The sequence below is a fragment of the Solwaraspora sp. WMMA2065 genome (assembly GCF_030345075.1).
Classification (GTDB): domain Bacteria; phylum Actinomycetota; class Actinomycetes; order Mycobacteriales; family Micromonosporaceae; genus Micromonospora_E.
Genome location: NZ_CP128361.1, coordinates 2605259 through 2629026 on the forward strand (window position 1 = coordinate 2605259; position 23768 = coordinate 2629026).

A 23768-nucleotide genomic window follows, 5' to 3' on the forward strand; every position below is an offset into this window, starting at 1 on the left:
ACCTCGGCCGCCACGGGTCCGGTGCCGGGTAGCGTTCACCTCGCCAGCGACGCACGACCCGGGGAGCAGGGAGCACCTATGGCCGCCAGTTCGGACGACCTGCTGCTGCCAGTGCCGGTCCCGGAGTCGCTGGCCGCCACGTACCTGGTCCCGGTGGTACCGCCGGACGCGGCTGTACCGGAGGCGCTGGACGCGGTGGACTGGCTCGGTGACCGGCTGCCCCCACCGGTACGCGACCTGACCCGACAGATGCTCGGCAGTCCGCTGATGACCGTGCAGACCCGCCCGGTCGACCGGCTGCCGGAGCTGCCGCCGGATCTGCTGGCCGCGTTCGGGGCAACCGGCGGTCAGCTGGCCCGACTCCGCACCGCACAGCGTTGTGTCGTGGTCCAGGCCAACTACCGGCCGGGTTGGCCGCCGGCGCATGAGTGGGCCGCGCGGGCGGTCGGCGCGGCGCTGGCCGACGCCCTCGACGTCGACCTGATCGACCTGTTCGGGCTGCAGTTCCTCGACCCGGCGGGTGCGTTGCGGTCGCTGCCCGACGCCGACGGCCGGATCCGCCTGGTCGACTGGATCCTGGTGCCCTACTCCCCCGACGACGACGGGCTCTGGTTCACCACGAAAGGGCTGCGTCGGTTCGGGCTGCTGGAGCTGCAGGCGCAGCAGGTGCCGCCGAGGTTCGTCCGGGCCTGGGGGGCGATCATGACCGGGACCGCCCGCCGGCTGCTGCGGATCTGGACCGAGGCCCTGGCTGAACCGGAGCCGCCGGCCTTCGTCCAGTTGCCGGTGAATTTGCCGGTGTCCGGCCACGACATCGCCGTCGCGTACGGCAACCAGGACCGGCACGATTCGGCGGGTTCGGCGCTGCTGCGGATCGTGCTGGACCCGTCGACCGATCCGGAGGCCGACTCCTTCCTCACCCTCCGCCCGCCGCCGCAGGTCGCCGACAGCGACGCCGGGGACTATTTCACCCAGGTCTGCGGCGAGCTCTTCGGCGCCGGGCAGCCGGAGATCCACTACGCCCGGCGCAGCGACGCGATGGCACAGGCGATCACCACCGCCCGCCGGTCGCTGGGCGAGGTCCGGGCCCGGTACCTCGCCCGCGCGCTCGGCGGTCAACTGCTGGTCAAGTACGGTCTCACCGCGCCGGACGGCCACGAGTACGTATGGGCCAACGTCACCGGCTGGCCGCATCCCGGCCGGATCCACGCGGCCAGCACGGTCGACGCGGTCTGCGACCCGACCGTACGGGTCGGCAGCCCGGTCGAGGTGGACGCCGCGGACGTGGTCGACTGGGCGCTGATCAGCGGCGACCGAATGGTGGAGGGTGGTTGGACCGAGTCGGTACTCGATCAGGGCGACCGGGGCCCGACCGGGCGGTGAGCGGTCCGGTCGGGCGCTGAGCCGGGACGCCGTCAGCGCAGCGGGCAGTCAACGCACCGACGACGGTACGAACGGCGGGGTCACCACCCGCATCGGCGCGTGTCGGCCGCGCACGTCAACCTGCACCTCGACACCGTCGGTCGGCACCGCAGCGGTGTCCAGCAGAGCCAGGCCGACACCTGCCCTGCGGGTCGGCGAGAAGGTACCGCTGGTCACCGCACCGACCTGCGCTCCGTCGAGCAGCACGGCCATGCCGGGTCGCGGGATGGCCCGCTGCACGGCCTGCAGACCGCGCAGCAGCCGGGCCGGCCCGGCTGCTTTTTCCGCCAGCAGTGTGGTCCGACCCCAGAAGTCCGGTTTGCGCCAGCCGACCGCCCAGCCGAGCCGGGCCTGCACCGGGGTGACCGCCACCGTCAGGTCCTGGCCGTGCAGCGCGTACCCCATCTCGGTGCGCAGCGTGTCCCGAGCGCCCAGCCCACAGGCCCGCGCGGCGATCGGTGTCTCGGCGGCCAGCAGCAGGTCCCACACCCGGCCCGCCGCCTCGGCCGGCACCACCAGTTCGTAGCCGTGCTCGCCGGTGTACCCGGTGCGGCAGACGACCAGTTCGGTGCCGGCCAGCCGATCGGCGACGAAGCTCATGTACGGATGCCCGGTGGGCAGCCCCAGATCGGCGAGGAGTCCGGCCGAGGCCGGTCCCTGCACCGCCAGTACGGCGTACCCGGTGTGCTCGTCGGTAACCGTGACCCCGCCGGGCGCCGCCGCCCGCAGCCGGCCGACCACCTCGCCGGTGTTCGCCGCGTTGGGTACCAGGAACACGTGGTCGTCGGCGTACCGGTAGGCGATGATGTCGTCGACGACGCCGCCGGTGGCGTCGTCACAGCAGAGCGTGTACTGGGCCGAACCGGCGGCGATCCGGTCCAGGTCGTTGCTGAGGCAGGTGTTGACGAACGCCGCCGCGCCGGGTCCGGTGACCCGGGCCTTGCCGAGGTGCGACACGTCGAACACGCCGACGGCGTCACGCACCGCCTCGTGCTCGCGCAGCACGCCGCCGCCGGCGTACTCCAGCGGCATCTGCCAGCCGCCGAAGGCCGCGAACTTCGCGCCGAGCGCGACGTGCCGGTCGTGCAGCGGGGATCTGCGCGGCGCGCCGTCCCCGGTCATGGTCACCTCGGTCATGGGAGGCAACTTACCGGCGGACCCGCAGGTGGCTAGCATCGGCGGGGCACCACCCCGTCCGGCGGAGCAAGTTGCGCCGGAGACCAACCCGCCGGTCGCCACAAGCCGACCGGCCCAGCTGCCGGAGACGCCGAGTGACATCAACCACCACAACCCTGGACCTGGTCGACACCGACCCCGCTGAGCTGGCCGTCGACGCGCTGGTGATCGGCGTACACAGTCAGGACCAGCCGGACGCAGACCAGGCGGCGGCGGACGGCACGCCGGGCACGACGCCCGCCCTGTTGCTGGCGACCGGGGCGGAGAGCATCGCGGTCGCGTTCGAGGGTCGACTGACCGAGGCCCTCAGTCTGCTCGGCGCCACCGGCGCCGCCGGCGAAGTGATCAAGCTGGCCACGCTCGGTACGGTCGGGCCGCCGCTGCTGGTCGCGGTCGGGCTGGGTCCGGAGCCGACCGGCGCGGCGCCCGCCCCGGAGACGCTGCGCCGAGCGACCGGCGCGGCGGTACGGGCACTCGCCGGCACCTCGCGGGTCGCCGTGGCGTTGCCGGTCCCGGATGACGCGGACGGGCCGGCGGCACTGCGCGCGGTCGCCGAGGGCGCGCTGCTCGGTAGCTACCGGTTCGCCGGTTACAAGACCCGGCCGCAGCCGGGCCGACGGGCACCGGTCGCCTCGATCGCCCTGCACGTCACCGACGCCGCCGACCCCGCGGTGCAGGCCGAGGTGGCCCGGGCGGAGGCGGTCGCCGCGGCGGTGATCGCCTGCCGAGACTGGGTGAACACCCCGCCGAACGAGCTGCGGCCACCGGCGTTCGCCGATTCGGTACGGGACACGGCGGTCGCTGCCGGGCTGACCGTGCAGGTGCTGGACGAGCAGGCGCTGATCGACGGGGGCTACGGCGGGATCCTCGCCGTGGGCGGCGGCTCGGCCGCACCGCCCCGGCTGGTGATCGTCTCCTATACCCCGCCGGAGGCGGCCCCGGACGCCCCACGGGTCGCGCTGGTCGGCAAGGGCATCACCTTCGACACCGGCGGCGTGTCGATCAAGCCGGCGCAGGGCATGTGGGAGATGAAGTCGGACATGGCCGGTGCGGCCGCCGTCGGGGCGGCGATGCTGGCGATCGCCGCGCTACGGCCGTCGGTGCCGGTCACCGCGTACCTGCCGATGGCGGAGAACATGCCGTCGGGTACCGCGTACCGGCCCGGCGATGTGGTGACCATGTTCGACGGCAAGCGGGTGGAGGTGCTCAACACCGACGCCGAGGGCCGGATGGTGCTCGCCGACGCGATGGCCCGGGCCTGCGCGGACGGCTGCGACTACCTGCTGGAGACCTCGACGCTGACCGGCGGGCAGGTGGTCGCGCTGGGCAAGCGGATGGCCGGGGTGATGGGCAGCGACGAGCTGTGTGCCCGGGTACGGGCCGGCGGGGACGCGGTGGGTGAGCCGGCCTGGCCGATGCCGCTGCCCGACGACGTCCGCAAGGGCATGGAGTCGGAGGTGGCGGACATCTGCCAGGTGAACTCGGCGATGGACCGGGCCGGCCACATGCTGCAGGGCGGGGTGTTCCTCCGCGAGTTCGTCAGCGAGGGGGTCGCCTGGGCGCACCTCGACGTCGCCGGCCCGGCCTACCACGCCGGCGAGCCGTTCGGCTACTGGAGCAAGGGTGGCACCGGCGTACCGGTGCGCACGCTGGTGCACCTGGTGCAGGACATCGCGGCCAACGGCTGACCCGTAACGTCCCCGCGTGGGTCGGGTGCCGGCCGGCACCCGACCCACGCGGGGACGTCAGCCCCGGTCGGCCCGGTCGGCCCGCTTGCGCCGTTCGTTGAAGTCCCGCATCCGCTGCGGGTAGCCGACCAGCGCCACGTCGTAGATCGGGATGGCCATCTTGTGCGCGAAGCGACGGGCGGTTTCCGGACCGTCGACCCGCCGACGGGTCCACTCACCGTCGTACGCGATGAGCATCACCGTCGTCTCGGTAACCGTGGTCCGAGGCTCGATGAACGCCTCGACCCCGCGGCGGCTGCGGACGAACTCCTCGAGATGGTCGAGATCAGCCCGGTTCGCCGGCCGTCCTCCCGGTGCCCCGCTCGACTGCTTGCGCCGACGAAACCACGCCACCGGCGTTCCCCTCCCCCAGCTGACAAAGACCGCGCGGGTGCCGGCCGGGCGGCCTGGTGCGGTCGGGCCGGGCCCGGCTGTCCGACGCCCGCGCGCATAGACGGACAGGGCAAGCCTACGTTGCGACCACGTGTCCTTGGGCACCTCGTTGAGCGTTCAGACACTACAAGTGACAAGATGACCGGGGAAAGTCTGCCCGTTCCATGGGACGACGCAGGGGACGGCCCTCCTGTGCAGCGACGTGACCTGGGAGTGAACTGTGAGTGAGCCGAACGGCGGGACCTTCGACCTGGTCATCCTCGGCGGCGGTAGTGGAGGCTACGCGGCTGCCCTGCGCGCCGTACAACTCGATCTGTCGGTAGCCCTGATCGAGAAGGACAAGGTCGGTGGCACCTGCCTGCACCGTGGCTGCATCCCCACCAAGGCGCTGCTGCACGCCGCCGAAGTGGCCGACAACGCACGCGAGTCCGAGCAGTTCGGTGTCAAGGCGGACCTGGTCGGCATCGACATGGCCGGGGTGAACAGTTACAAGGACGGCGTGGTCGGCCGGCTGTACAAGGGCCTGCAGGGCATGATCAAGTCTTCGAAGATCACCTACGTGGCGGGCACCGGCCGGCTGGTCGGCCCGGACACCGTCGAGGTCGACGGAGCCCGGTACACCGGCCGCAACGTGATCCTGGCCACCGGGTCCTACTCGCGGAGCCTGCCCGGCATCGAGGTCGACGGCGAGCGGATTCTGACCAGCGAGCACGCGCTGGAGCTGGACCGGGTGCCGTCGTCGGCGATCGTGCTCGGCGGCGGGGTGATCGGTGTCGAGTTCGCCAGCGTCTGGCGCTCCTTCGGCGTCGACGTGACCATCGTCGAGGCGCTGCCCCGGCTGGTCGCCGCCGAGGACGAGGAGTCGTCCAAGGCACTGGAGCGGGCATTCCGCAAGCGCGGCATCGGGTTCAAGACCGGCAAGCCGTTCGAGAAGGTCGAACGCACCGAGTCCGGCGTCCGGATGACGATCGCCGGCGGTGAGACCCTGGAGGCCGAGCTGCTGCTGGTCGCCGTCGGGCGTGGGCCGGTCACCGCCGACCTCGGATACGAGGAGCAGGGTCTGAAGATGGACCGTGGCTTCGTGCTGACCGACGAGCGGCTGCGGACCAATCTGCCGAACGTCTACGCCGTGGGCGACATCGTACCCGGCCTGCAGCTGGCCCACCGCGGTTTCCAGCAGGGCATCTTCGTCGCCGAGGAGATCGCCGGCCGCAGCCCGGCGGTGGTCGACGAGAGCGGTATCCCCCGGGTCACCTACTCGGACCCGGAGCTCGCCTCGGTCGGGCTGACCGAGGCGAAGGCCAAGGAGCAGTACGGGGCCGACAAGGTCAAGACCTACAACTACAACCTCGGCGGCAACGGCAAGAGCCAGATCCTCAAGACCACCGGCTTCGTCAAGCTCGTCCGGGTCGTCGACGGCCCGGTCGTGGGACTGCACCTGGTCGGTGCCCGGGTCGGCGAGCTGATCGGCGAGGCACAGTTGATCTACAACTGGGAGGCCGACCCGGCCGACGTCGCACCACTCGTACACGCCCACCCGACCCAGGGCGAGGCGCTGGGCGAGGCCCACCTGGCCCTGGCCGGCAAGCCGCTGCACGCACACGCCTGACTAGAGGAGTCTTGTAGATATGCCGGTATCGGTCACCATGCCCCGGCTCGGCGAGAGCGTCACCGAGGGCACCGTCACCCGCTGGTTGAAGCAGGAAGGCGACCGGGTCGAGGTCGACGAACCGCTGCTGGAGGTCTCCACCGACAAGGTCGACACCGAGATCCCGTCGCCTGCGGCCGGGGTGCTCACCCGGATCGTGGTGAGCGAGGACGAGACCGCCGAGGTGGGCAGCGAACTCGCGGTCATCTCCGGTGGTCAGGAGGACGACGGGCAGCAGGACGACGGTGGGCGGACCGCCCCCGCTGCGAGCGCGCCGCAGGAACAGCCTGCGGAGCCGGAGCCGGCCGCAGCGCCGGAGCCGGCCCAGCCGGCGGACGGCCCGCCGCCGACGTCTGGTGGCGACGCCACTGCGGTCCGGATGCCGGCTCTCGGCGAAAGCGTCACCGAGGGCACCGTAACCCGCTGGCTCAAGCAGGTCGGTGACGCCGTGGAGGTCGACGAACCGCTGCTGGAGGTCTCCACCGACAAGGTCGACACTGAGATCCCGTCGCCGGTCGCGGGGACGCTGCTGGAGATCAAGGTGCCGGAGGACGACACCGCCGACGTCGGTGCCGAACTGGCACTGGTCGGCAGCCCCGGCGGGGCCTCGGCTCCGGCGGCACCGGAGCCGGCCGCCGCACCGGAGCCGGCCACCGCGCCGCAGGCCGACCCCGCCCAGCCGCAGCCGGCGGCACAATCGGAGCCGGCCGCTCCCGCGCCGGCCCAGCCGGGTGCCTCGTACGCCAGCCCGGCCCCGGCCACCGAGTCCGCCTCGCCAGCGCAGGCCGCACCGCCGGCACCGCCGGCACAGCAGACCGCTCCAGCGGCCCCACCGGCCAGCGCCAACGGTGCCGGCGGTTACGTCACCCCGCTGGTCCGCAGGCTCGCCGCCGAGCAGGGGGTCGACCTGGCCTCGGTGCGCGGCACCGGGGTCGGCGGGCGGATCCGCAAACAGGACGTGCTGACCGCGGCCGAACAGGCGCGGGCCGCAGCCGAGCGGGCCAAGGCCGAACAGGCCAAGCCGGCGGCACCGGCTACGGCACCGACGGCGGCCAAGGCGCAACCCAGCCCGCTGCGGGGCCGGACCGAGAAGATGAGCCGGACCCGGACGGTCATCGCCAAGCGGATGCACGAGTCCCTGCAGAGCTCGGCCCAACTGACCACGGTCGTCGAGGTCGACGTGACCAAGATCGCCCGGTTGCGGGCCCGGGTCAAGGGCGACTTCCAGGCCAAGCACGGCGTCAAACTGTCGTTCCTGCCGTTCTTCGCGCTGGCGGCGGTGGAGGCACTGCGCACCTACCCGGTGGTCAACGCCTCCATCGACATGCAGGCCGGCACGATCACCTACCCCGACGGGGAGCACCTCGGCGTAGCGGTGGACACCGAGCGGGGTCTGCTGGTGCCGGTGATCCGCGACGCTGGCGATCTCAACCTCGGTGGGCTGGCGCGGCGGATCGCCGACGTGGCGGAGCGGACCCGGACCAACAAGATCGGGCCCGACGAGTTGTCCGGTGCCACCTTCACGCTGACCAACACCGGCAGCCGTGGGGCGCTGTTCGACACCCCGATCGTGCCGTTGCCGCAGGCCGCCATCCTCGGCACCGGAGCGGTGGTGAAACGCGCCGCGGTGGTCGACGACCCGGAGCTCGGCGAGATCATCGCACCCCGGTCGATGGTCTTCCTGGCGCTGTCCTACGACCACCGGCTGGTCGACGGCGCGGACGCCGCCCGGTTCCTCAGCGCGGTCAAGGAGCGGCTGGAGGCCGGCGCGTTCGAAGGCGAGCTCGGCCTGTCCTGACGGCGTTCCACGACAGAGCGACCCCGGTTGCCGTAGCGGTGGGTGCCGGCCGATCCCGGCCGGCACCCACCCGCCGTTTTGCACCCAATGGCGGTGGTCCGCAGCCGGCACCACCGCGATCAGCGAAGATGTCCGCATGCGCATCCTGTTGGCCGGCGCGTCCGGCTTCCTCGGCACCAGACTGACCGACCACCTGCACAGCTGCGGACACGAGACCGTACAACTGGTCCGCCGGCCGGCGCGCGGGCCGGCGGAGTTCAGCTGGTCGCCGTCGGCCGGGCAGCTCGACCCGGCGGTGTTCACCGGCATCGACGCGGTGATCAACCTGGCCGGTGCCGGGGTCGGCGACAAACGCTGGACCGACGGCTACAAGGCGTTGATCCGGTCCAGCCGGGTGGACAGCACCACCACGCTGGCCACCGCGATGTCCGGTCTCGCGGCAGCGGACCGGCCGGCGGTGCTGCTGAACTCGTCAGCGGTCGGCTGGTACGGCGACACCGGCGACCAGCCGGTCGAGGAGAACGCCCCGGCCGGTGAGGGTTTCCTGGCCGACGTGGCGCGGGTCTGGGAGGCGTCCACCGGGCCGGCCGAGAACGCCGGCGTACGGGTGGTCCGGCTACGCACCGGTCTGCCGTTGCACCGTGACGGCGGCCTGCTCAAGCCGCAGCTGCTGCCGTTCCGGCTCGGGCTGGGCGGCAAGCTCGGCAGTGGGCGGCAGTGGGTGCCGTGGATCGCCATGCAGGACTGGCTGCGGGCGGTGACCTTCCTGCTCGATCACGATGACATCTCCGGCCCGGTCAACGTGGTCGGGCCGGCGCCGGTGACCAACGCGGCGTTCGGCAAGGCGCTCGGGTCGGCGGTGCACCGACCGGCGGTGCTGCCGGTCCCCGCGTTCGCGTTGCACGTGGCGCTGGGCGAGTTCGCCACCGAGGCGCTGCGCTCCTCCCGGGTGTTGCCCGGGGCGCTGACCGAGGCCGGGTTCACCTACCGGTACCCGGACCTGCCGGACGCGCTGCACGCCGCCCTGACGCAGGGGTGACCCCGCGCCGGGTAGCGTCCAGACCGGTCAGGGCAGCGCCGGGAGCAGGTCGGTGCCGATGGCCGTGATCAGGTCGCCGGTGGCAGCCGGACCGGCGCCCTCGACCATCAGCACCAGCCGGTGGGCGCCGATGGTCGCCGCGCTGGCGGCAAGCCGCGCGGCGCATTCGGCCGCGCTGCCCAGTGGGTGGATTCGCAGCAGGTGCTCGGCGTAGGCGTCGAGGTCCCGGTGGGCCGGCGCCGAGCCGTCGATCCGGACGTACTCGCGGGTGGTGGCCAGCCACGGTGGCAGGGTCCGGCGGAGCACCCGCTCGGCGGCGGCCCGGGAGTCGGCGAGCCCGATCAGATGCACCGAGGCGTGCGGCACGATGGCCGGGTCGTGCCCGTTGGCTGCGGCGACGTCCGCGTACCGGGCCAGCGTGGCGGCCTTCGCCGCGTCGTCGTCGTGCACCCCGAGCAGCAGGGCAAGTCCGCGGCTGGCGGCGAGGTCGACCGTCGCCGGCGAGGTCGCCGCAATCCAGATCGGCATCGGGCGGGCCGGTCGCGGCACCACCGGCACATCGCGGAACGTGAAGAACTGACCGTCGGCGCCGACCGTCGCCGCGCCGGAGAGCCAGCGGCTCAGCAGATCCAGCGATTCGGCGAAGCCGTCCCGGTACCGGTCCAGGCCGGTGCCGTAGACCTCCAGGTCCACCCAGGGGCCGCCACGGGCGACCCCGAGCCGGAACCGGCCGGAGGAGACCGTGTCAAGCAGGACTGCTTCCTCGGCGAGCGCGACCGGATGCCGGTTGGACAGCACGGCCGCCGCGGTGCCGACGGCGATCCGACGGGTGGCGCCGAGCAGGTAGCCGGCCAGGGTGGTGGCGGACGGGCACTGCCCGTACGAGACGAAGTGGTGTTCGGCAAGCCACACGCCGCCGAGGCCGGCTGCCTCGGCGGCGCGCGCGTAGCCGACGGTGGCCGGCAGACCATGTGCCGCCAGCAGGAACAGGTCCACTGCTGGCTGGTTCAGGTCGCCGGCCGCCGTCGAGATGGTCGGCTCAGCAGTCACGCAGCTCGGGTGACTGGTTGCGCAGCTGGGCCACCGGGGAGATGAACTCCTGATAGGTCTCGCCGCCGACGGCGGACAGTTTGAAGGCGGCCACCCGGTGGCAGTTCTGGAAGGCGAACTTGACGCCGAAGTGCCGCTCCAGGCCGCCCCGGATCGCGTCGCTGGCCAGCGCCCGCAGCAGTTGGCCACGCTCGGCCTCGCTGGGTGGCGGCACCGCGTGGTCGGCGAACTCGGCCGTGCCACCCTGGGCCTCGGTGGCCACCTGGGACACCACCGACCAGGCGTACGGCAGGGACTGGCGTACGCAGTCGACGAATTCGGCGTCGTCGACCCGGCCGGATTCGGCCCGCTCCAGCAGGGCGGCAGGTACGTCGAGGGACATGCTTTCTCCTCACGCTACGGTCAGCGGACCAGCAGGTCTGGTCCGAGTACGAACTCCGGGTCGACCTGGTCGGCGAGGTTCTCGCCGACCCGGTCGTTGGCCCAGGCGGCGGCGTTGCGTAGGTGGAACTCCACCGCCTGCCGGGTGTAGTTGGCCCAGTCCTTGCCACAAGCATCGACGGTTGTGCGCATCGTGTCCAGAGCGTCACGGTTCGCCGGCTCCATCGCGGTGATCGGCTGGTGCCGGCCCCGCTCGGCCGCCTTGACGAAGGCCGACCGCCCGATCCAGGTCAGCAGATCCGCGCCGACGTGCTCGCGCAGGAAGTCCACGTCCGACTCGTCGTCGATCTTGTTGCCGACGACGTGCACCCGGACGCCGTAGTCGCGGGCGTAGCCGACGTACTGCCGGTAGACCCCGACGCTGCGCACCGTCGGCTCGCAGACCAGGAAGGTGGCGTCGAACCGGGTGAACAGCCCGGAGGCGAACGAGTCGGCCCCGGCGGTCATGTCGACGACCACGTACTCACCGGCACCGTCGACCAGGTGGTTGAGCAGCAGTTCCACCGCGCCGACCTTGGAGTGGTAGCAGGCGACGCCGAGATCGTCGGTGGCGAACGGCCCGGTGACGGCGAGCCGGATACCAGCCACCTCGCGGACCAGCGCGTCGTAGATCGGGTTGGCCCCGGCGACGGTGAGCAGCCGCGAGCCTCGCCCGGGCGGGGTGGTCTTGACCATCGCCGCGGCCGAGCCGATCCGGGGATTGTCGCCGCGCAGATACTCCTTGATGTCGGCCAGGTGGTCGCCCAACGCCGGTAGCAGCACCGCCTCGTTGTCGCTGGCGCCGAGGGCCGCGGCGAGATGCTGGTTGATGTCGGCGTCGACCGCGAGCAGCGGCGGCGGGCCGTCGTCGGGGCCGACCGGGGTGGCTGCGAGGTGGCGGGCGAACAGGGCCGCCAGGGTGGTCTTGCCACTGCCACCCTTACCGACAAAACAGATCTTCACCGTGGATCTCTCCCAAACAACTCAACAGGTACGCGTACATTGGAAGTCATTTCCAATAACTTCGTCAAGCCTAGGTACGGCACGGGCGTGTCGGGCGAAATTGGTACTCTCCGCCGGTGCCGACCGCTCCGTCCCCACTGCCCGACAGCGCCGCGACCACCCGGCCGGTGACCAGCGGCCGGTTGAGGGGCCGGGCCGGCGGCCCGGCCCGCTGGCGCGCCGACCTGGTCGTCGCGGTGGTCGCGGTGGTCCTCGCCGGCTGGGTCACCAGCGGGCTGTGGGCCGGTCCGGACAGCCGGGCGATCACCGTCAACTCCAGCGACCAGGCGCTGTTCGAGTGGCTGCTGGGCTATGGCGCCTACGCGCTGACCCACGGCGAGAACCCGCTGTTCACGTACCTGCTCAACGCCCCCGACGGGGTGAATCTTGCGGTCAACACCTCGATCACCGTGTACGCGGTGCTGTTCGCGCCGCTGACCTTCCTGATCGGGCCACCGGCGACATTCCTGGTGATCCTCACCCTCAACCTGGCCGGCACCGGCTTCACCTGGTACTGGCTGCTGTCCCGGCTACCCACCGGCGACGACGGCGCTCCGTTCGTGCCGTCCCGGCTGGCGGCCGCCGTCGGCGGACTGTTCTGCGGCTTCGCGCCGGCCATGGTGTCGCACGCCAACGCCCACCTGAACTGGACCGCCGGCTGGCTGGTGCCGATCATCGTCTGGCGGGTCCTCGCGCTGCGTGGGCGCCCCGGGGCCCGGCCGCTGGGCCGGGGCGGCTGGGTGCGCAACGGCCTGATCCTCGGCGTAGCCGTCGCGGCGGCCTTCTCGATCGCCGCCGAGGGCCTGTTCTTCACCGCCCTGGCCTGCGGCGTGTTCCTCGGCGTCTGGGCGCTGGACCGCAGCCGCGCCGCCGAGGTCCGCGACGCGCTCCCCCGGCTGCTGCGCGGCCTGGCGCTCACCGCGGTCGTGGCGACCGCACTGTTGGCGTACCCGTTGTGGTTGCACTTCTTCGGCCCGCAGGTGTTCCACGGCACCGGTTTCGACGCCCGGGTGCACAGCGAGGACCTCCTCGCCTACGGGGCGTTCCCGGAACGCTCGCTGGCCGGTGTCGCCGGGCTGGGCACCGGGCTGGCGCCGAACGAGACCGAGGAGAACAGCTTCTTCGGCGTACCGCTGCTGATGTTGACCGTCGGCTGCCTGGTGCTGCTCTGGCGGGCCGCCGATCCCGGTCGGCGAGCGACGCTGCGGGCCCTCGCCGTCACCGCCGCCGTGTTCGCGGTGCTCTCCCTCGGCCCCCGGCTGAAGATCGGCGGGACGATCACCGACATCCCGCTGCCGTACGCCCCGCTGGCCGGCGCACCGGTGTTCAACGCCGCGCTGCCGGCCCGGCTGGCCATGGTGGTCACCCCGGTCATCGGCATCCTGCTGGCGCTGACGCTGAGCCTGCTGCTCACCCGTCGGGCCGGCGGGCAGGCGCGGTACGGCCGGTGGTGGGCCGCGGCGTTCGTCGCGGCGCTGCTGCCGCTGACCCCGGCCAGTCTGCTCACCATCGAACGGGAGCCGATCCCGGACTTCATCACCTCGGGTGCCTGGCGTGACCACGTCAGCCAGGGCGGGGTGCTCGCCCCGGTACCGTTCACCCTCGATGTGCTGCCCGACGGTCAACGTTGGCAGGCGTACGCGTTCGCGCACCGGCAGGGCGAGTTCGCCATCCCGTCCGGCTTCTTCCTCGGCCCCGGCGGACCGGACGGCCGGGGCCGGATCGGACCGGTCCCCCGGGCCACCGACGGGCTGCTGCACGAGGTCGCCCGCACCGGCGTGGTGCCGCCGATCACCGACGCCGACCGGGCCGCCGCCCGCGCCGACCTGCGGTACTGGGATGCCGAGGCGGTGGTGCTCGCCGACCGGGTGCACGGGGCGAAGTTCCCGGTCGACGCCGAGGCGCTGCTGACCGCGACCACCGAACTGCTCGGCCCGCCGCAGCGGGTCACCGACGTCTGGCTCTGGCCGGCGCCGGAGGGCGGCTGGTGAGCCGGACCACGGACCGACCCGACCGACCGGTAGCGGACTAGGCTGGACGACGTGACCAGCATCATTTCCCGCCTGCGCGGGGTCCGAGCCGGCGTCGTCGACTACCAGACCGCCTGGGCGGAGCAGCGTCGACTGCACGCCGCCGTGGTCGCCGGCGAGGAGCCGGACACCGTGCTCCTGCTGGAGCACCCGAGTGTCTACACGGCTGGCAAGCGCACCGAGCCGTGGGACCGCCCGGTCGACGGCACCCCGGTGGTGGACGTCGACCGGGGCGGCAAGATCACCTGGCACGGCCCGGGGCAGTTGGTCGGCTACCCCATCGTCCGGTTGTCGGAGCCGATCGACGTGGTCGCCTACGTACGCCGGGTCGAGCAACTGCTGATCGACGTCTGCGCCGAATTCGGGCTGGCCGCCACCCGCCTCGACGGGCCGAACCACAGCGGGGTCTGGGTGCCGGCCGACGACCGTGGACCGGCCCGCAAGGTGGCGGCGATCGGCATCCGGGTCGCCCGCGGGGTCACCCAGCACGGTTTCGCGATCAACTGCGACCCGGACCTGACGGCGTATGACCGGATCGTGCCGTGCGGTCTGCGCGACGTCGGTGTCACCTCGCTGAGCGCCGAGCTCGGCCGGCCGGTGACCGTCGCCGAGGTGCTGCCGGTCGTCGAGCGCCACCTGCCCACGCTCGGCTGAGCCGACCGCTCTCGGGTCCGCCGGCCGATCGATGCCTCGGGTGAGCCAACTCACCCGGTGAGCGGTGGCCGCACGGTCGCCTGGCCGCCCGAGCGGGCACCGGCCGGCGTAGGCTGGCAAGGGTGACCATTGCTCCGGAGGGACGACGCCTGCTGCGCCTGGAGGTCCGCAACGCCGAGACCCCGATCGAGCGCAAACCCCCGTGGATCAAGGTCAAGGCCAGGATGGGGCCGGAGTTCACCGAGCTGCGCGGGCTGGTGCAACGGGAAGGGTTGCACACCGTCTGTCAGGAGGCCGGCTGCCCCAACATCTACGAGTGTTGGGAGGACCGGGAAGCCACCTTCCTCATCGGTGGGGACCAGTGCACCCGGCGCTGCGACTTCTGTCAGATCGACACCGGCAAACCGGCCGAGTTCGACGCCGACGAGCCCCGCCGGGTCGGCGAGTCGGTCGCGGCGATGGGTCTGCGCTACGCCACGGTCACCGGGGTGGCCCGCGACGACCTGCCCGACGGGGGTGCCTGGCTGTACGCCGAGACCGTCCGGCAGATTCACTCGCTGCAGCCCGGCTGCGGCGTCGAGTTGCTGATCCCGGATTTCAACGGCGACGCCGGCCAGCTCGACGAGGTGTTCGCCGCCCGACCGGAGGTGCTCGCTCACAACGTCGAGACGGTGCCCCGGATCTTCAAGCGGATCCGGCCGGCCTTCCGGTACGAGCGCTCGCTCGACGTGCTCACCCGGGCCCGCACGGCCGGCCTGGTGGCCAAGTCCAACCTGATCCTCGGCCTCGGCGAGGAGCGCTCCGAGGTGTCGCAGGCGCTGCGCGATCTGCACGCCGCCGGGTGCGAGCTGATCACCATCACCCAGTATCTGCGCCCGACGCCACGGCATCACCCGGTGCAGCGCTGGGTCAAGCCGGAGGAGTTCGTCGAGCTGCGCGAGGAGGCCGAGCGGATCGGCTTCTCCGGGGTGATGAGCGGCCCGCTGGTGCGTTCGTCGTACCGCGCCGGCCGGCTCTACCAGCAGGCGCTGCGCCAGCGCGAGGCCCAGCCGCTGGCCGGCTGACCGCCCGGTGAACGGCTTCGCCCCCGGCAACTAGACTGCCTCGCATGGCGAAACCCCAGGAGAAGGTGTCGTTCGGCCAGCGGCTGAAGCAGATCGGCATGGTGTTCTCGTTCACCGCCAAGCGCGACAAGTGGTTCGTCCCGCTGGCGGTGGCCGCCGTCGTGCTGCCGCTGGCGATCACCGTGCCGGTGACGCTGAAGCTGGGGTGGATGTGGCTGCCGGTCGGCATCCTGGTGGCGCTGCTCGCCGTACTGATCGTGCTGAACCTGCGGTCCAACACGGCGATGATGAACGTCGCCGAGGGCCAGCCGGGTGCGGCGGCCTCGCTGCTGGAGAACATGCGCGGTGACTGGCGGGTGACGCCGGCGGTCAGTTCGACCACCCAGATGGACATGGTCCATCTGGTGATCGGGCGGCCCGGGGTGATCCTGCTCGCCGAGGGCAACCCGCAGCGGGTCCGGGGGTTGCTCGGTCAGGAGAAGCGGCGGCTGGCGAAGGTGATCGGCAGTGCGCCGCTGTACGACTACGTGATCGGCACCGACGAGGGCGAGTTGTCGATCCGCAGGATGCGTACGACGCTGATGCGCTTGCCGCGCAACCTGACCGGCAAGGACGTCAACGCGTTGGACAAGCGGCTGACCGCGTTGTCGGCCCGGCCGCAGTTACCCAAGGGCGCCATTCCGAAGAACATGCGACCGCCGAAGGGCGCTTTCCGGCAGACCCGGGGCCGCTGACCGCCGGTCGCCGCAATGACGGCGCGGTGCGGTGGGCCGGGCGGTGCGGTGGGCCGGGCCGGGCGGTTGCGGTCGTGGGTCAGCTGGGGACGGCGACGACGACCGAGCCGGCGGCCCGGTCGTGCAGGCCGCGTCGCCGCTCGTCCATCACCAGCGGCGGGATCACCAGGGCCAGCAGCAGTCCGCGCAGCAGTGCCCGGGGTACGCCGATCCGGCCGCCGTCGGCGGCCGAGACACACCGGATCCGGGCCAGCCACATTCCCGGGGTCTGGGCGAACAGCCCGAGGAAGATGCCGTACTCGGCGATCAGCACGACTACCGGTGGCCAGCCGGACCGGGCCGGGTCGGCAAACAGGCTGGAGATAAGCACACAGAGTAGCCAGTCAATCACTAGGGCACCGGTGCGGCGAAGCAGGCTGGACACCTTGGCACCCGACCCCGCCGGACCGTCCGTCGCCCCACCCGCAGCCGCATTTGCGCTAGCCGCCACGCTGCTCCCCCTTCCGATACCCACGAACGGCCAGACTAGCCTGGGCCATCTGCCGTATCCTGCGGGGGACGATTGGTCGGGATCACGCTCCGCAGGGGACGTAACACGGCGGAAACATTAGAGACACGGTGGGGCAACTCCGCGGCCATAGCGTCGCGACCAGCATAGCCATCAGTGCGACGTGCCAGGAGGACGTGTGTTCGCCAATCCCGAGGAACTACTGCGGTACCTCAAAGACGAGGGCGTGAAATTCGTCGACGTACGCTTCTGTGACCTGCCCGGCGTGATGCAGCACTTCAACTTGCCGGTCGAGTCGGTCGACGAGGACATTTTCACCACCGGCCTCGCCTTCGACGGGTCTTCGATCCGTGGTTTCCAGGCGATCCACGAGTCGGACATGCTGCTGCTGCCGGATGTCGCCACCGCATTCATCGACCCGTTCCGGATCGAGAAGACGCTGGCGCTCAACTTCTTCATCCACGACCCGTTCACCCGGGAGGCGTACTCCCGGGACCCGCGTAACGTGGCCAAGAAGGCGGAGGCCTACCTGGCGGCGAGCGGCATCGCCGACACCGCCTACTTCGGACCCGAGGCGGAGTTCTACATCTTCGACTCGATCCGCCACGAGACCTCCGCGAACCAGGCCTACTACTACATCGACTCGATCGAGGGCTGGTGGAACAGCGGTCGCGAGGAAGAGGGCGGCAACCGCGGGTACAAGACCAACTACAAGGGCGGCTACTTCCCGGTGCCGCCGGTCGACCACTACGCCGACCTGCGTGACAAGATCGTCCGCAAGCTGATCGACACCGGCTTCACCGTGGAGCGGTCGCACCACGAGGTCGGCACCGCCGGCCAGGCCGAGATCAACTACAAGTTCTCCACCCTGCTGCACGCCGGCGACCAGCTGCAGCTGTTCAAGTACATCGTCAAGAACACCGCCTGGGCCAGCGGCAAGACCGCGACCTTCATGCCGAAGCCGCTGTTCGGCGACAACGGCTCCGGCATGCACACCCACCAGAGCCTCTGGCTCAACGGCGAGCCGCTGTTCTACGACGAGACCGGCTACGCCGGCCTGTCGGACACCGCCCGCTGGTACATCGGCGGTCTGCTGCACCACGCGCCGTCGCTGCTGGCCTTCACCAACCCGACGGTCAACTCCTACCGTCGACTGGTGCCGGGCTTCGAAGCACCGGTCAACCTGGTGTACTCGCAGCGCAACCGGTCCGCCTGTACCCGGATCCCGGTCACCGGCAGCAACGCCAAGGCCAAGCGGGTCGAGTTCCGGGTGCCGGATCCGTCGGCGAACGTCTACCTGGCCTTCTCCGCCATGCTGATGGCCGGCCTGGACGGCATCAAGAGCAAGATCGAGCCGCCGACGCCGATCGACAAGGACCTGTACGACCTGCCGCCGGAGGAGTGGGGCAACGTCAAGCAGGTGCCGGGTTCGCTGCCGGCCGTGCTGGACTCGCTGGAGGCCGACCACGACTTCCTGCTCGAGGGTGGGGTCTTCACGCCGGACCTCATCTCCACCTGGGTCGACTGGAAGCGGTCCAACGAGGTCGACCCGGTCCGCCTGCGGCCGACCCCGCACGAGTTCGCGATGTACTTCGACTGCTGATTCCGGCCGCGCCGGTCCAGCAGTGGGCGACGGCGGTGGGGGCGGGCCTCGGCTCGCCCCCACCGCCGTTTCGTTGCCCGGACCTCCTCCAGCCGCCCGTCAGCTCGCCCCGGGGCGCCGGGCGGACCGGACCGCCCGCACCACCAGCACCACGATCAGGGCGCACATGGCGACCGTGCCCGGCGCCTTGGTGAGCGCGGCGACCCCCGTGCCGTCCGGCAGGACCAGGAAACCGGCGACCGCCACCGGCGCCAGAAACCACCCGGTGCGGTACGCGGCACCGGCCAGCAGCGCCAACGGCCAGCTGAGGTACCACGGGTAGACGACCGGCGCGGCAAGCACCGTGGCGGCCAACGCCAGCCCCGCCCCGAACACCACGGTCCCCCGGTCCCAGGTCTGCGGTGGGCCGACGGAGTCCGCCACCGGCACGGCACGACTGTCCGGGCCCCGCCAGCCGGCCAACGGTCCACCGCCACGCCACACCCGCCACCACAGCCACATCAGGAAGCCGGCGAGCAGCGCCAGGCCCACCGCGCGGGCCGGCCCGACCGCGTCCAGTCGCACCCCGAACAGCCGCCCCAGGTAGTCGATCAGCAGCCCGACGGCGGTCGGCGGCGAAATCCACTGCCGCGAGTCGCCGCTGTGGGTCAGCCCGTCCACCCAGCCCAGGCCGAGCCCGGACAGCACGGTGGTGGCTGTGACCGCGCCGACCACCCCCGCCACCACCAGCGCCCCGGCCCGCACCAGGGCGGCCGGGCGGCGCGGCCCGGCCACCGCGAGTGCCGCCGCGAACGGCACCACCACCAGCGCGGTCGCCTTCACCGCGACGGCCAGCCCGAGCAGCAGCCCGCCGGCGACGGCCGCCATCGCGGGCCGGCGGGCCGATCCGGCGGCGATCACCCACAGCGCCGCGACCAGCAGGCCGACCATCAACGCGTCGTTGTGCGCCCCCGACACCAGGTGGATGAGCACCACCGGGCAGCCGACGGTCAACCACAGCGCCCGGCCGGCCGGCAGGCCGCACCTGGCGGCCAGGCCGGGCAGCGCAACCGCCACCAGCACCAGCCCGGCCACGGCGGTCAACCGCAACGCCAGCAGGGCGCCGGTCAGGCCGGCACCGACCGCCACCGCCAGCCCGGCGAGCCAGACGAACAGCGGCCCGTACGGGGCCGGGGTGTCGCGCCACAGCGGGGCGACCGCGTCGACCCAGGGACAGCCCTGCCCGGTCACCCCGGCGTACGGGTCGCCGCCGTCGCGCAGGATCCAGCCCTGGCAGGCGTACGAGTAGGCATCCCGGCTGCCCAGCGGCGGTGCCACCAGCAGCGGCACCACCCAGAGGCCGACGGTGGTCAACGCCCACTGTACCGACGGCACGCCGTGCTGGGCCGACCACCAGGCCCACGTCATCGCGCCGGTGCCGGCGGCCCAGGCGAGCACGCTGAGCACGCCGGTTCCGCTGGTGAAGACCGCCCAGCCGGCGGCCGGTGGTTCGGGCAGCGCGCCGCCCAGGCCGGCGGCGACCGCGAGGGCGACCGCGCCGGCCAGGCCGACGTAGCGGATGAGGTGGTACCGCGTCCCGGGCTCGCCGCAGCGGTCAGGCACCGAGGACCCGCTCCGCCGCGGCCCGGCAGCGGCGGGCGGTCCGCAGGTAGTCGTCTAGGAACTGGCCGGGGTCGGTGCCGCCGAGCAACCGGACCACCCCGGCCAGCTCGGCACCGTGCCGGGGCAGCTGGTCGGTGGCCCGGCCCCGGACCAGCATCAACGCGTCGCGGACCCGGGAGGCGAGGACCCAACCGTCGCGCAGCGCGGTCGCGTCGGCCCGGTCGACCAGGTCGGCGTCACGGGCCGCAGCCAGCGCGACCAGGGTACGGGTGTCACGCAGCGCCGGCACCGCGTGCCCGTGCCGCAGCTGGGTCAGCTGCACCGCCCATTCGACGTCGGCGAGCCCGCCCCGGCCGAGCTTGGTATGGGTGGCCGGGTCGGCGCCGCGCGGCAGTCGTTCGGTCTCCACCCGGGCCTTGATCCGGCGGATCTCGACGACCTGCTCCCGGCTCAACCCGCCGGCCGGGTAGCGGACCGGGTCGGCGACGGCGACGAACTCCTCGCCCAGCGACGGGTCGCCGCAGACGAACCGGGCCCGCAGCAGCGCCTGCGCCTCCCACACCTTCGCCCACCGGGCGTAGTACTGGGCGTACGCCGCGAGGCTGCGCACCAGCGGCCCCTGCCGGCCCTCGGGGCGCAGGTCGGCGTCCACCCCGAGCGGCGGGTCGGGGGCCGGCATGCCGAGCAGTCGGCGCAGCTCCTCGGCGACCGCGCGGGCGGCCGCGCTGGCCTCGTCGTCGGCGAGGCCGGGCGGCGGGTCGTAGACGAAGAGCACGTCGGCGTCGGAGGAGTAGCTCATCTCGTACCCGCCGAGGCGGCCCATGCCGATGATCGCGAACCGCAGACCGCCCGGCGGCGGCACGGTCTCGACCGCGACCCGCAGCGCGGCGGCGAGCGTGGCGTCGGCCACGGCGGACAGCCCGGCACCGACGGCGGCCACTTCGAGCCGGCCCCGGGCCTCCCGGGCCGGGGCCAGAGCGCCGGCCCGGTTGAGCACGTCGGCGCAGGCCAGCCGGAGCAGTTCGCGGCGGCGCAGGGCCCGCACGGCGCGGACCGCCTGGACCGGATCCGGCGGCTCGCCGCCACCGCTGCCGAGGTGGCGGGCCGCGGCGGCGCCGAAGCCGGTGCGCAGCACCGCCGCGTCGCGCGGGGTGAGCTCGGCGTCGGACGCCAGCATCCGCAGCGCCTCGGGCTCGCGGGCCAGCAGGTCGGCTGCGTACCGGGACAGCCCGAGAGTGCGGGCGAGCCGGCCGGCTACCAGGCCTTCGTCGCGCAGCAGCCGCAGATACCAGGGGGTGCTGCCGAGCTTGTCGGACACCTGCCGGTAGCTCAGCAGCCCTCGGTCCGGCTGGGGGGCGTCGGCGAACTCCTGCAGCAGCACCGGTAGCAACGTGCGCTGGATGGCGGCGGTCCGGGAGACGCCGCCGGTGAGGGCCTCCAGGTGCCGCAGCGCCCCGGCCGGGTCGGCGAAGCCCAGCACCTCGAGCCGACGCCGGGCGGCCTGCGGGGTCATCCGCAGCGACTCGGCCGGCACCCGGGCGACGGATTCGAGCAGCGGCCGGTAGAGCAGTTTGGCATGCAGGCGGCGTACCTCGGTGGCGTGACTGACCCAGTCGGCCCGGAACGCCTCGACGACGTCGGTTTCGGGGGTCGAGGCGTAGCCGAGGGCCTGGGCGAGCCAGCGCAGCGCCACCGGGTCGGCCGGCACGGTGTGGGTACGGCGCAGCCCCTGCAGTTGCAGCCGGTGCTCGACACCGCGCAGGAACCGGTAGCCACGCAGCAACGCCTCGCCGTCGGCGCGGCCGACGTACCCGCCGGCGACCAGGGCCCGCAGGGTGGGCAGCGTGCCGGGGGCCCGCAGCGTCTCGTCGACCCGACCATGCACCAGCTGCAGCAGCTGGACGGCGAACTCGATGTCGCGCAGCCCGCCGGGGCCGCGTTTGATCTCGCGTTCCAGCTCGCGGGGCGGGACGTTCTCGATGATCCGGCGGCGCATGGCCCGCACGTCCTCGACCGCCTCCGGACGCTCGGCGGCGTGCCAGACCAGCGGCGACAGCAGCCGAATCCACTCCTGCGCGAGGTCACGGTCGCCGGCCGCCGGCCGGGCCTTGAGTAACGCCTGGAACTCCCAGGTCCGGGCCCACCGCTGGTAGTAGGCGAGGTGGCTGGCGAGGGTACGGACCAACGGCCCCCGGTTGCCTTCCGGGCGCAGTGCGGCGTCCACCGGCCAGGCCACCAACCCGCAGATGTGGATCAACCGGGTGGCGACGGTGGTGGCGACCGTCAGGTCGGCGTCGTCGGCGGCGACGAAGATCACGTCCACGTCGGAGACGTAGTTCAGCTCGTCGCCGCCGCACTTGCCCATCGCCACCACGGCGAGGCCGGGCGGATCGCTGCCGTCGGGCAGCTCGGCGACGGCGATGGCGTACGCGGCGGACAGGGTCGCGTCGGCCAGCGCGGACAACGCCGCCATGGTCTGTTCGAGACACCGCCCGCCGGTCAGGTCGGCCGCCGCGATCCGCAGTAGGGCCAACCGGTACGCCCGGCGCAGCGCGGTGACTGCCGCCGCGCCGACCAGCGGGGTCGACGCGGCGTCGGCATCGGTGATGGCCGGGGCGACGTCGAGGACACCGTCGGCGGCGGGGGCCACTCCGTTCTCGGTGGCGAGCACCGACCACTGGTCCGGGTTGGCGACCAGATGGTCGCCGAGACTGGACGAGGCACCGAGGACGGCGATCAGCCGCCGACGTAGCCCCGGGTCGGCGTGCAGGGCGTCGAGCACCGGCGACCCGCCGGCACCGGCGCCACCGGTGCCGTTGCCGGTGTCGTCGTTGCCGGTGGCGGCGTCGCGCCGCTGCGCCTCGACGAGCCGGTGCAGCTGACGCAGCGCCAGATCGGGGTCGGCGGCCCGGGACAGCGCGGTCAACAGTTCGGCGGCCGGCGGGTCGACCGGCTGCTGCGCCTGCACCTGCCACAACCCGAGCCCGTCGGGGCCGAGCAGGTCGGCGGCCCGGACGGTGTCTGTACCGCTGACGTCGAAGCCGTACCGGGCGAGCCGGCCGGTGGCACTGGTCGGTCTGGTCATCGGGGGCCTAACTGCCGAGCAGCGGAAGGGTCCGGGGGATGTCCGAGTCGGGCAGCTGGCCGAGGGCGAGCGCGGCGAACCGGACGGCGAACGGTTGCCAGACCTCCTCGATGTCACCGAGCACCTCGACGCAGGCGTCGACGACCACGTCGGCGGGCAGGCGCAGCTCGGTCAGGATGGTGGACCCAGCCGCCCAGGTGCTGACCATGTCCCGGTCGCACTCGATGTGGAACTGCAGCCCCCAGGCCCGGTCACCGAGGCGGAATGCCTGGTGGGGGTAGTGCGTGGAGGCGGCGAGCAGCACCGCGCCGTGGGGCAGCTCGGTGATCTCGTCGACGTGCCACTGCAGCACGTCGGGTGCGAGGGGCACAAACCGGAACAGCGGGTCGGTGGCGGCGGCGTCGCGCTTGCCGACCAGGGCGGGCCCGATCTCCGGGCCGGCGGCGCTGCGTTCGACGGTACCGGCGTGCGCGGTGGCGAGCAGGTGGGCACCGAGCCCGATGCCGAGGGTCGGGATCCGGTGGCGGACGGCCTTACGCAGCAGCCCTTCGACCGCAGGCAGCCAGCTGGCGGCCGGGTCGGGACCGACGGCGGACGGCCGGCCGCCGAGGACGATCACCGCCGGTCGGTCGGCCAGGTCGGCCGGGACCGGGTCGTCGGCGTACGGGCGGCACACCTCGATCGGCAGGCCGGCTTCGGCGAGCCACTCCCCCAGCCGCCGCAGGTCGTCGGTCGGGTCGTTCTCGATCACCAGAGCGCTGCCCACGTGTCGAGGCTATCCAATCGGCCGGGGCGGTGACCGTAGGTGGTGCC

19 protein-coding genes are annotated in these 23768 nt (G+C 72.7%); 10 read left to right on the plus strand and 9 right to left on the minus strand.

Going from position 1 to position 23768, the window contains the following annotated elements:
• Positions 1–78 precede the first annotated feature (78 nt).
• Positions 79–1383, plus strand: coding sequence for a DUF2314 domain-containing protein (locus O7610_RS11725; RefSeq protein ID WP_289213275.1), 1305 nt, complete (start codon positions 79–81; stop codon positions 1381–1383).
• Between the two features lie 48 nt (positions 1384–1431).
• On the opposite strand, the gene gcvT is transcribed toward O7610_RS11725, so the two are convergent.
• Positions 1432–2559: a glycine cleavage system aminomethyltransferase GcvT gene (gene gcvT, locus O7610_RS11730; protein WP_289213276.1), complete on the minus strand. Its 1128-nt coding sequence runs from the start codon at positions 2557–2559 to the stop codon at positions 1432–1434.
• A 134-nt stretch (positions 2560–2693) separates the two neighbouring features.
• Here gcvT and O7610_RS11735 point away from each other — a divergent pair, with 134 nt between their 5' ends.
• Positions 2694–4286, plus strand: a complete 1593-nt coding sequence (locus O7610_RS11735) for a leucyl aminopeptidase (RefSeq protein WP_281550770.1) — start codon at positions 2694–2696, stop codon at positions 4284–4286.
• Positions 4287–4343: 57 nt separating this feature from the next.
• Here the strand turns inward: O7610_RS11735 and O7610_RS11740 are convergent, their stop codons facing one another.
• Complete coding sequence (locus O7610_RS11740) at positions 4344–4679, minus strand: hypothetical protein (RefSeq protein ID WP_281550771.1); 336 nt, start codon at positions 4677–4679, stop codon at positions 4344–4346.
• A 259-nt stretch (positions 4680–4938) separates the two neighbouring features.
• Between O7610_RS11740 and lpdA the strand changes: the two genes are divergently transcribed.
• From lpdA to O7610_RS11755, 3 genes are all read left to right on the plus strand, one after another.
• Complete coding sequence (lpdA, locus tag O7610_RS11745; protein ID WP_281550772.1) at positions 4939–6327, plus strand: dihydrolipoyl dehydrogenase; 1389 nt, start codon at positions 4939–4941, stop codon at positions 6325–6327.
• A 19-nt stretch (positions 6328–6346) separates the two neighbouring features.
• Positions 6347–8164 carry a 2-oxoglutarate dehydrogenase, E2 component, dihydrolipoamide succinyltransferase gene (gene sucB, locus O7610_RS11750; RefSeq protein WP_289213277.1) on the plus strand — a complete coding sequence of 606 codons (1818 nt, stop codon included), beginning with the start codon at positions 6347–6349 and terminating at the stop codon, positions 8162–8164.
• 136 nt (positions 8165–8300) lie between these two features.
• Positions 8301–9203, plus strand: a complete 903-nt coding sequence (locus O7610_RS11755) for a TIGR01777 family oxidoreductase (RefSeq protein WP_281550774.1) — start codon at positions 8301–8303, stop codon at positions 9201–9203.
• 27 nt (positions 9204–9230) lie between these two features.
• Here the strand turns inward: O7610_RS11755 and O7610_RS11760 are convergent, their stop codons facing one another.
• The 3 genes from O7610_RS11760 to O7610_RS11770 are packed head-to-tail and all read right to left on the minus strand — an operon-like array spanning position 9231 to position 11636.
• Complete coding sequence (locus O7610_RS11760; RefSeq protein ID WP_289213278.1) at positions 9231–10253, minus strand: LLM class flavin-dependent oxidoreductase; 1023 nt, start codon at positions 10251–10253, stop codon at positions 9231–9233.
• Positions 10243–10635, minus strand: a complete 393-nt coding sequence (locus tag O7610_RS11765) for an SCO5389 family protein (RefSeq protein WP_281550776.1) — start codon at positions 10633–10635, stop codon at positions 10243–10245. Before O7610_RS11765 ends, O7610_RS11760 begins: the two co-directional genes overlap by 11 nt.
• Positions 10636–10655: 20 nt before the next feature.
• Positions 10656–11636, minus strand: coding sequence for an ATP-binding protein (locus tag O7610_RS11770; protein ID WP_289213279.1), 981 nt, complete (start codon positions 11634–11636; stop codon positions 10656–10658).
• A 137-nt stretch (positions 11637–11773) separates the two neighbouring features.
• On the opposite strand from O7610_RS11770, the gene O7610_RS11775 reads away from it, so the two are divergent.
• The 4 genes from O7610_RS11775 (at position 11774) to O7610_RS11790 (ending at position 16157) form a co-directional block, all read left to right on the plus strand.
• Positions 11774–13666 carry a DUF6311 domain-containing protein gene (locus O7610_RS11775; protein ID WP_502959107.1) on the plus strand — a complete coding sequence of 631 codons (1893 nt, stop codon included), beginning with the start codon at positions 11774–11776 and terminating at the stop codon, positions 13664–13666.
• A gap of 51 nt (positions 13667–13717) precedes the next feature.
• Positions 13718–14359, plus strand: coding sequence for a lipoyl(octanoyl) transferase LipB (lipB, locus tag O7610_RS11780; protein ID WP_281550778.1), 642 nt, complete (start codon positions 13718–13720; stop codon positions 14357–14359).
• 122 nt (positions 14360–14481) lie between these two features.
• Positions 14482–15423: a lipoyl synthase gene (lipA, locus tag O7610_RS11785; protein ID WP_289213280.1), complete on the plus strand. Its 942-nt coding sequence runs from the start codon at positions 14482–14484 to the stop codon at positions 15421–15423.
• Between the two features lie 44 nt (positions 15424–15467).
• Positions 15468–16157, plus strand: a complete 690-nt coding sequence (locus tag O7610_RS11790) for a DUF4191 domain-containing protein (RefSeq protein WP_281550780.1) — start codon at positions 15468–15470, stop codon at positions 16155–16157.
• A 79-nt stretch (positions 16158–16236) separates the two neighbouring features.
• Here O7610_RS11790 and O7610_RS11795 read toward each other — a convergent pair whose 3' ends face one another.
• Positions 16237–16581 (minus strand): RDD family protein, encoded by a 345-nt coding sequence (locus O7610_RS11795; RefSeq protein ID WP_281550781.1) that lies wholly within the window; start codon positions 16579–16581, stop codon positions 16237–16239.
• Positions 16582–16843: 262 nt separating this feature from the next.
• On the opposite strand from O7610_RS11795, the gene glnA reads away from it, so the two are divergent.
• A complete protein-coding gene (glnA, locus tag O7610_RS11800) occupies positions 16844–18268 on the plus strand; it encodes a type I glutamate--ammonia ligase (RefSeq protein WP_281550782.1) in 1425 nt (474 codons plus the stop codon).
• Between the two features lie 99 nt (positions 18269–18367).
• Here glnA and mptB read toward each other — a convergent pair whose 3' ends face one another.
• From mptB to O7610_RS11815, 3 genes are read right to left on the minus strand one after another with little or no spacing between them, the layout of a single operon-like run.
• Positions 18368–19870, minus strand: a complete 1503-nt coding sequence (mptB, locus tag O7610_RS11805; RefSeq protein ID WP_289213281.1) for a polyprenol phosphomannose-dependent alpha 1,6 mannosyltransferase MptB — start codon at positions 19868–19870, stop codon at positions 18368–18370.
• The gene (locus O7610_RS11810) at positions 19863–22955 is read right to left on the minus strand and encodes a bifunctional [glutamine synthetase] adenylyltransferase/[glutamine synthetase]-adenylyl-L-tyrosine phosphorylase (protein ID WP_289213282.1); all 3093 of its coding nucleotides are present in this window, start codon (positions 22953–22955) and stop codon (positions 19863–19865) included. The genes mptB and O7610_RS11810 overlap by 8 nt, the downstream gene beginning before the upstream one ends.
• A gap of 7 nt (positions 22956–22962) precedes the next feature.
• Positions 22963–23721, minus strand: a complete 759-nt coding sequence (locus O7610_RS11815; protein ID WP_281550785.1) for a type 1 glutamine amidotransferase — start codon at positions 23719–23721, stop codon at positions 22963–22965.
• Positions 23722–23768: the final 47 nt, after the last annotated feature.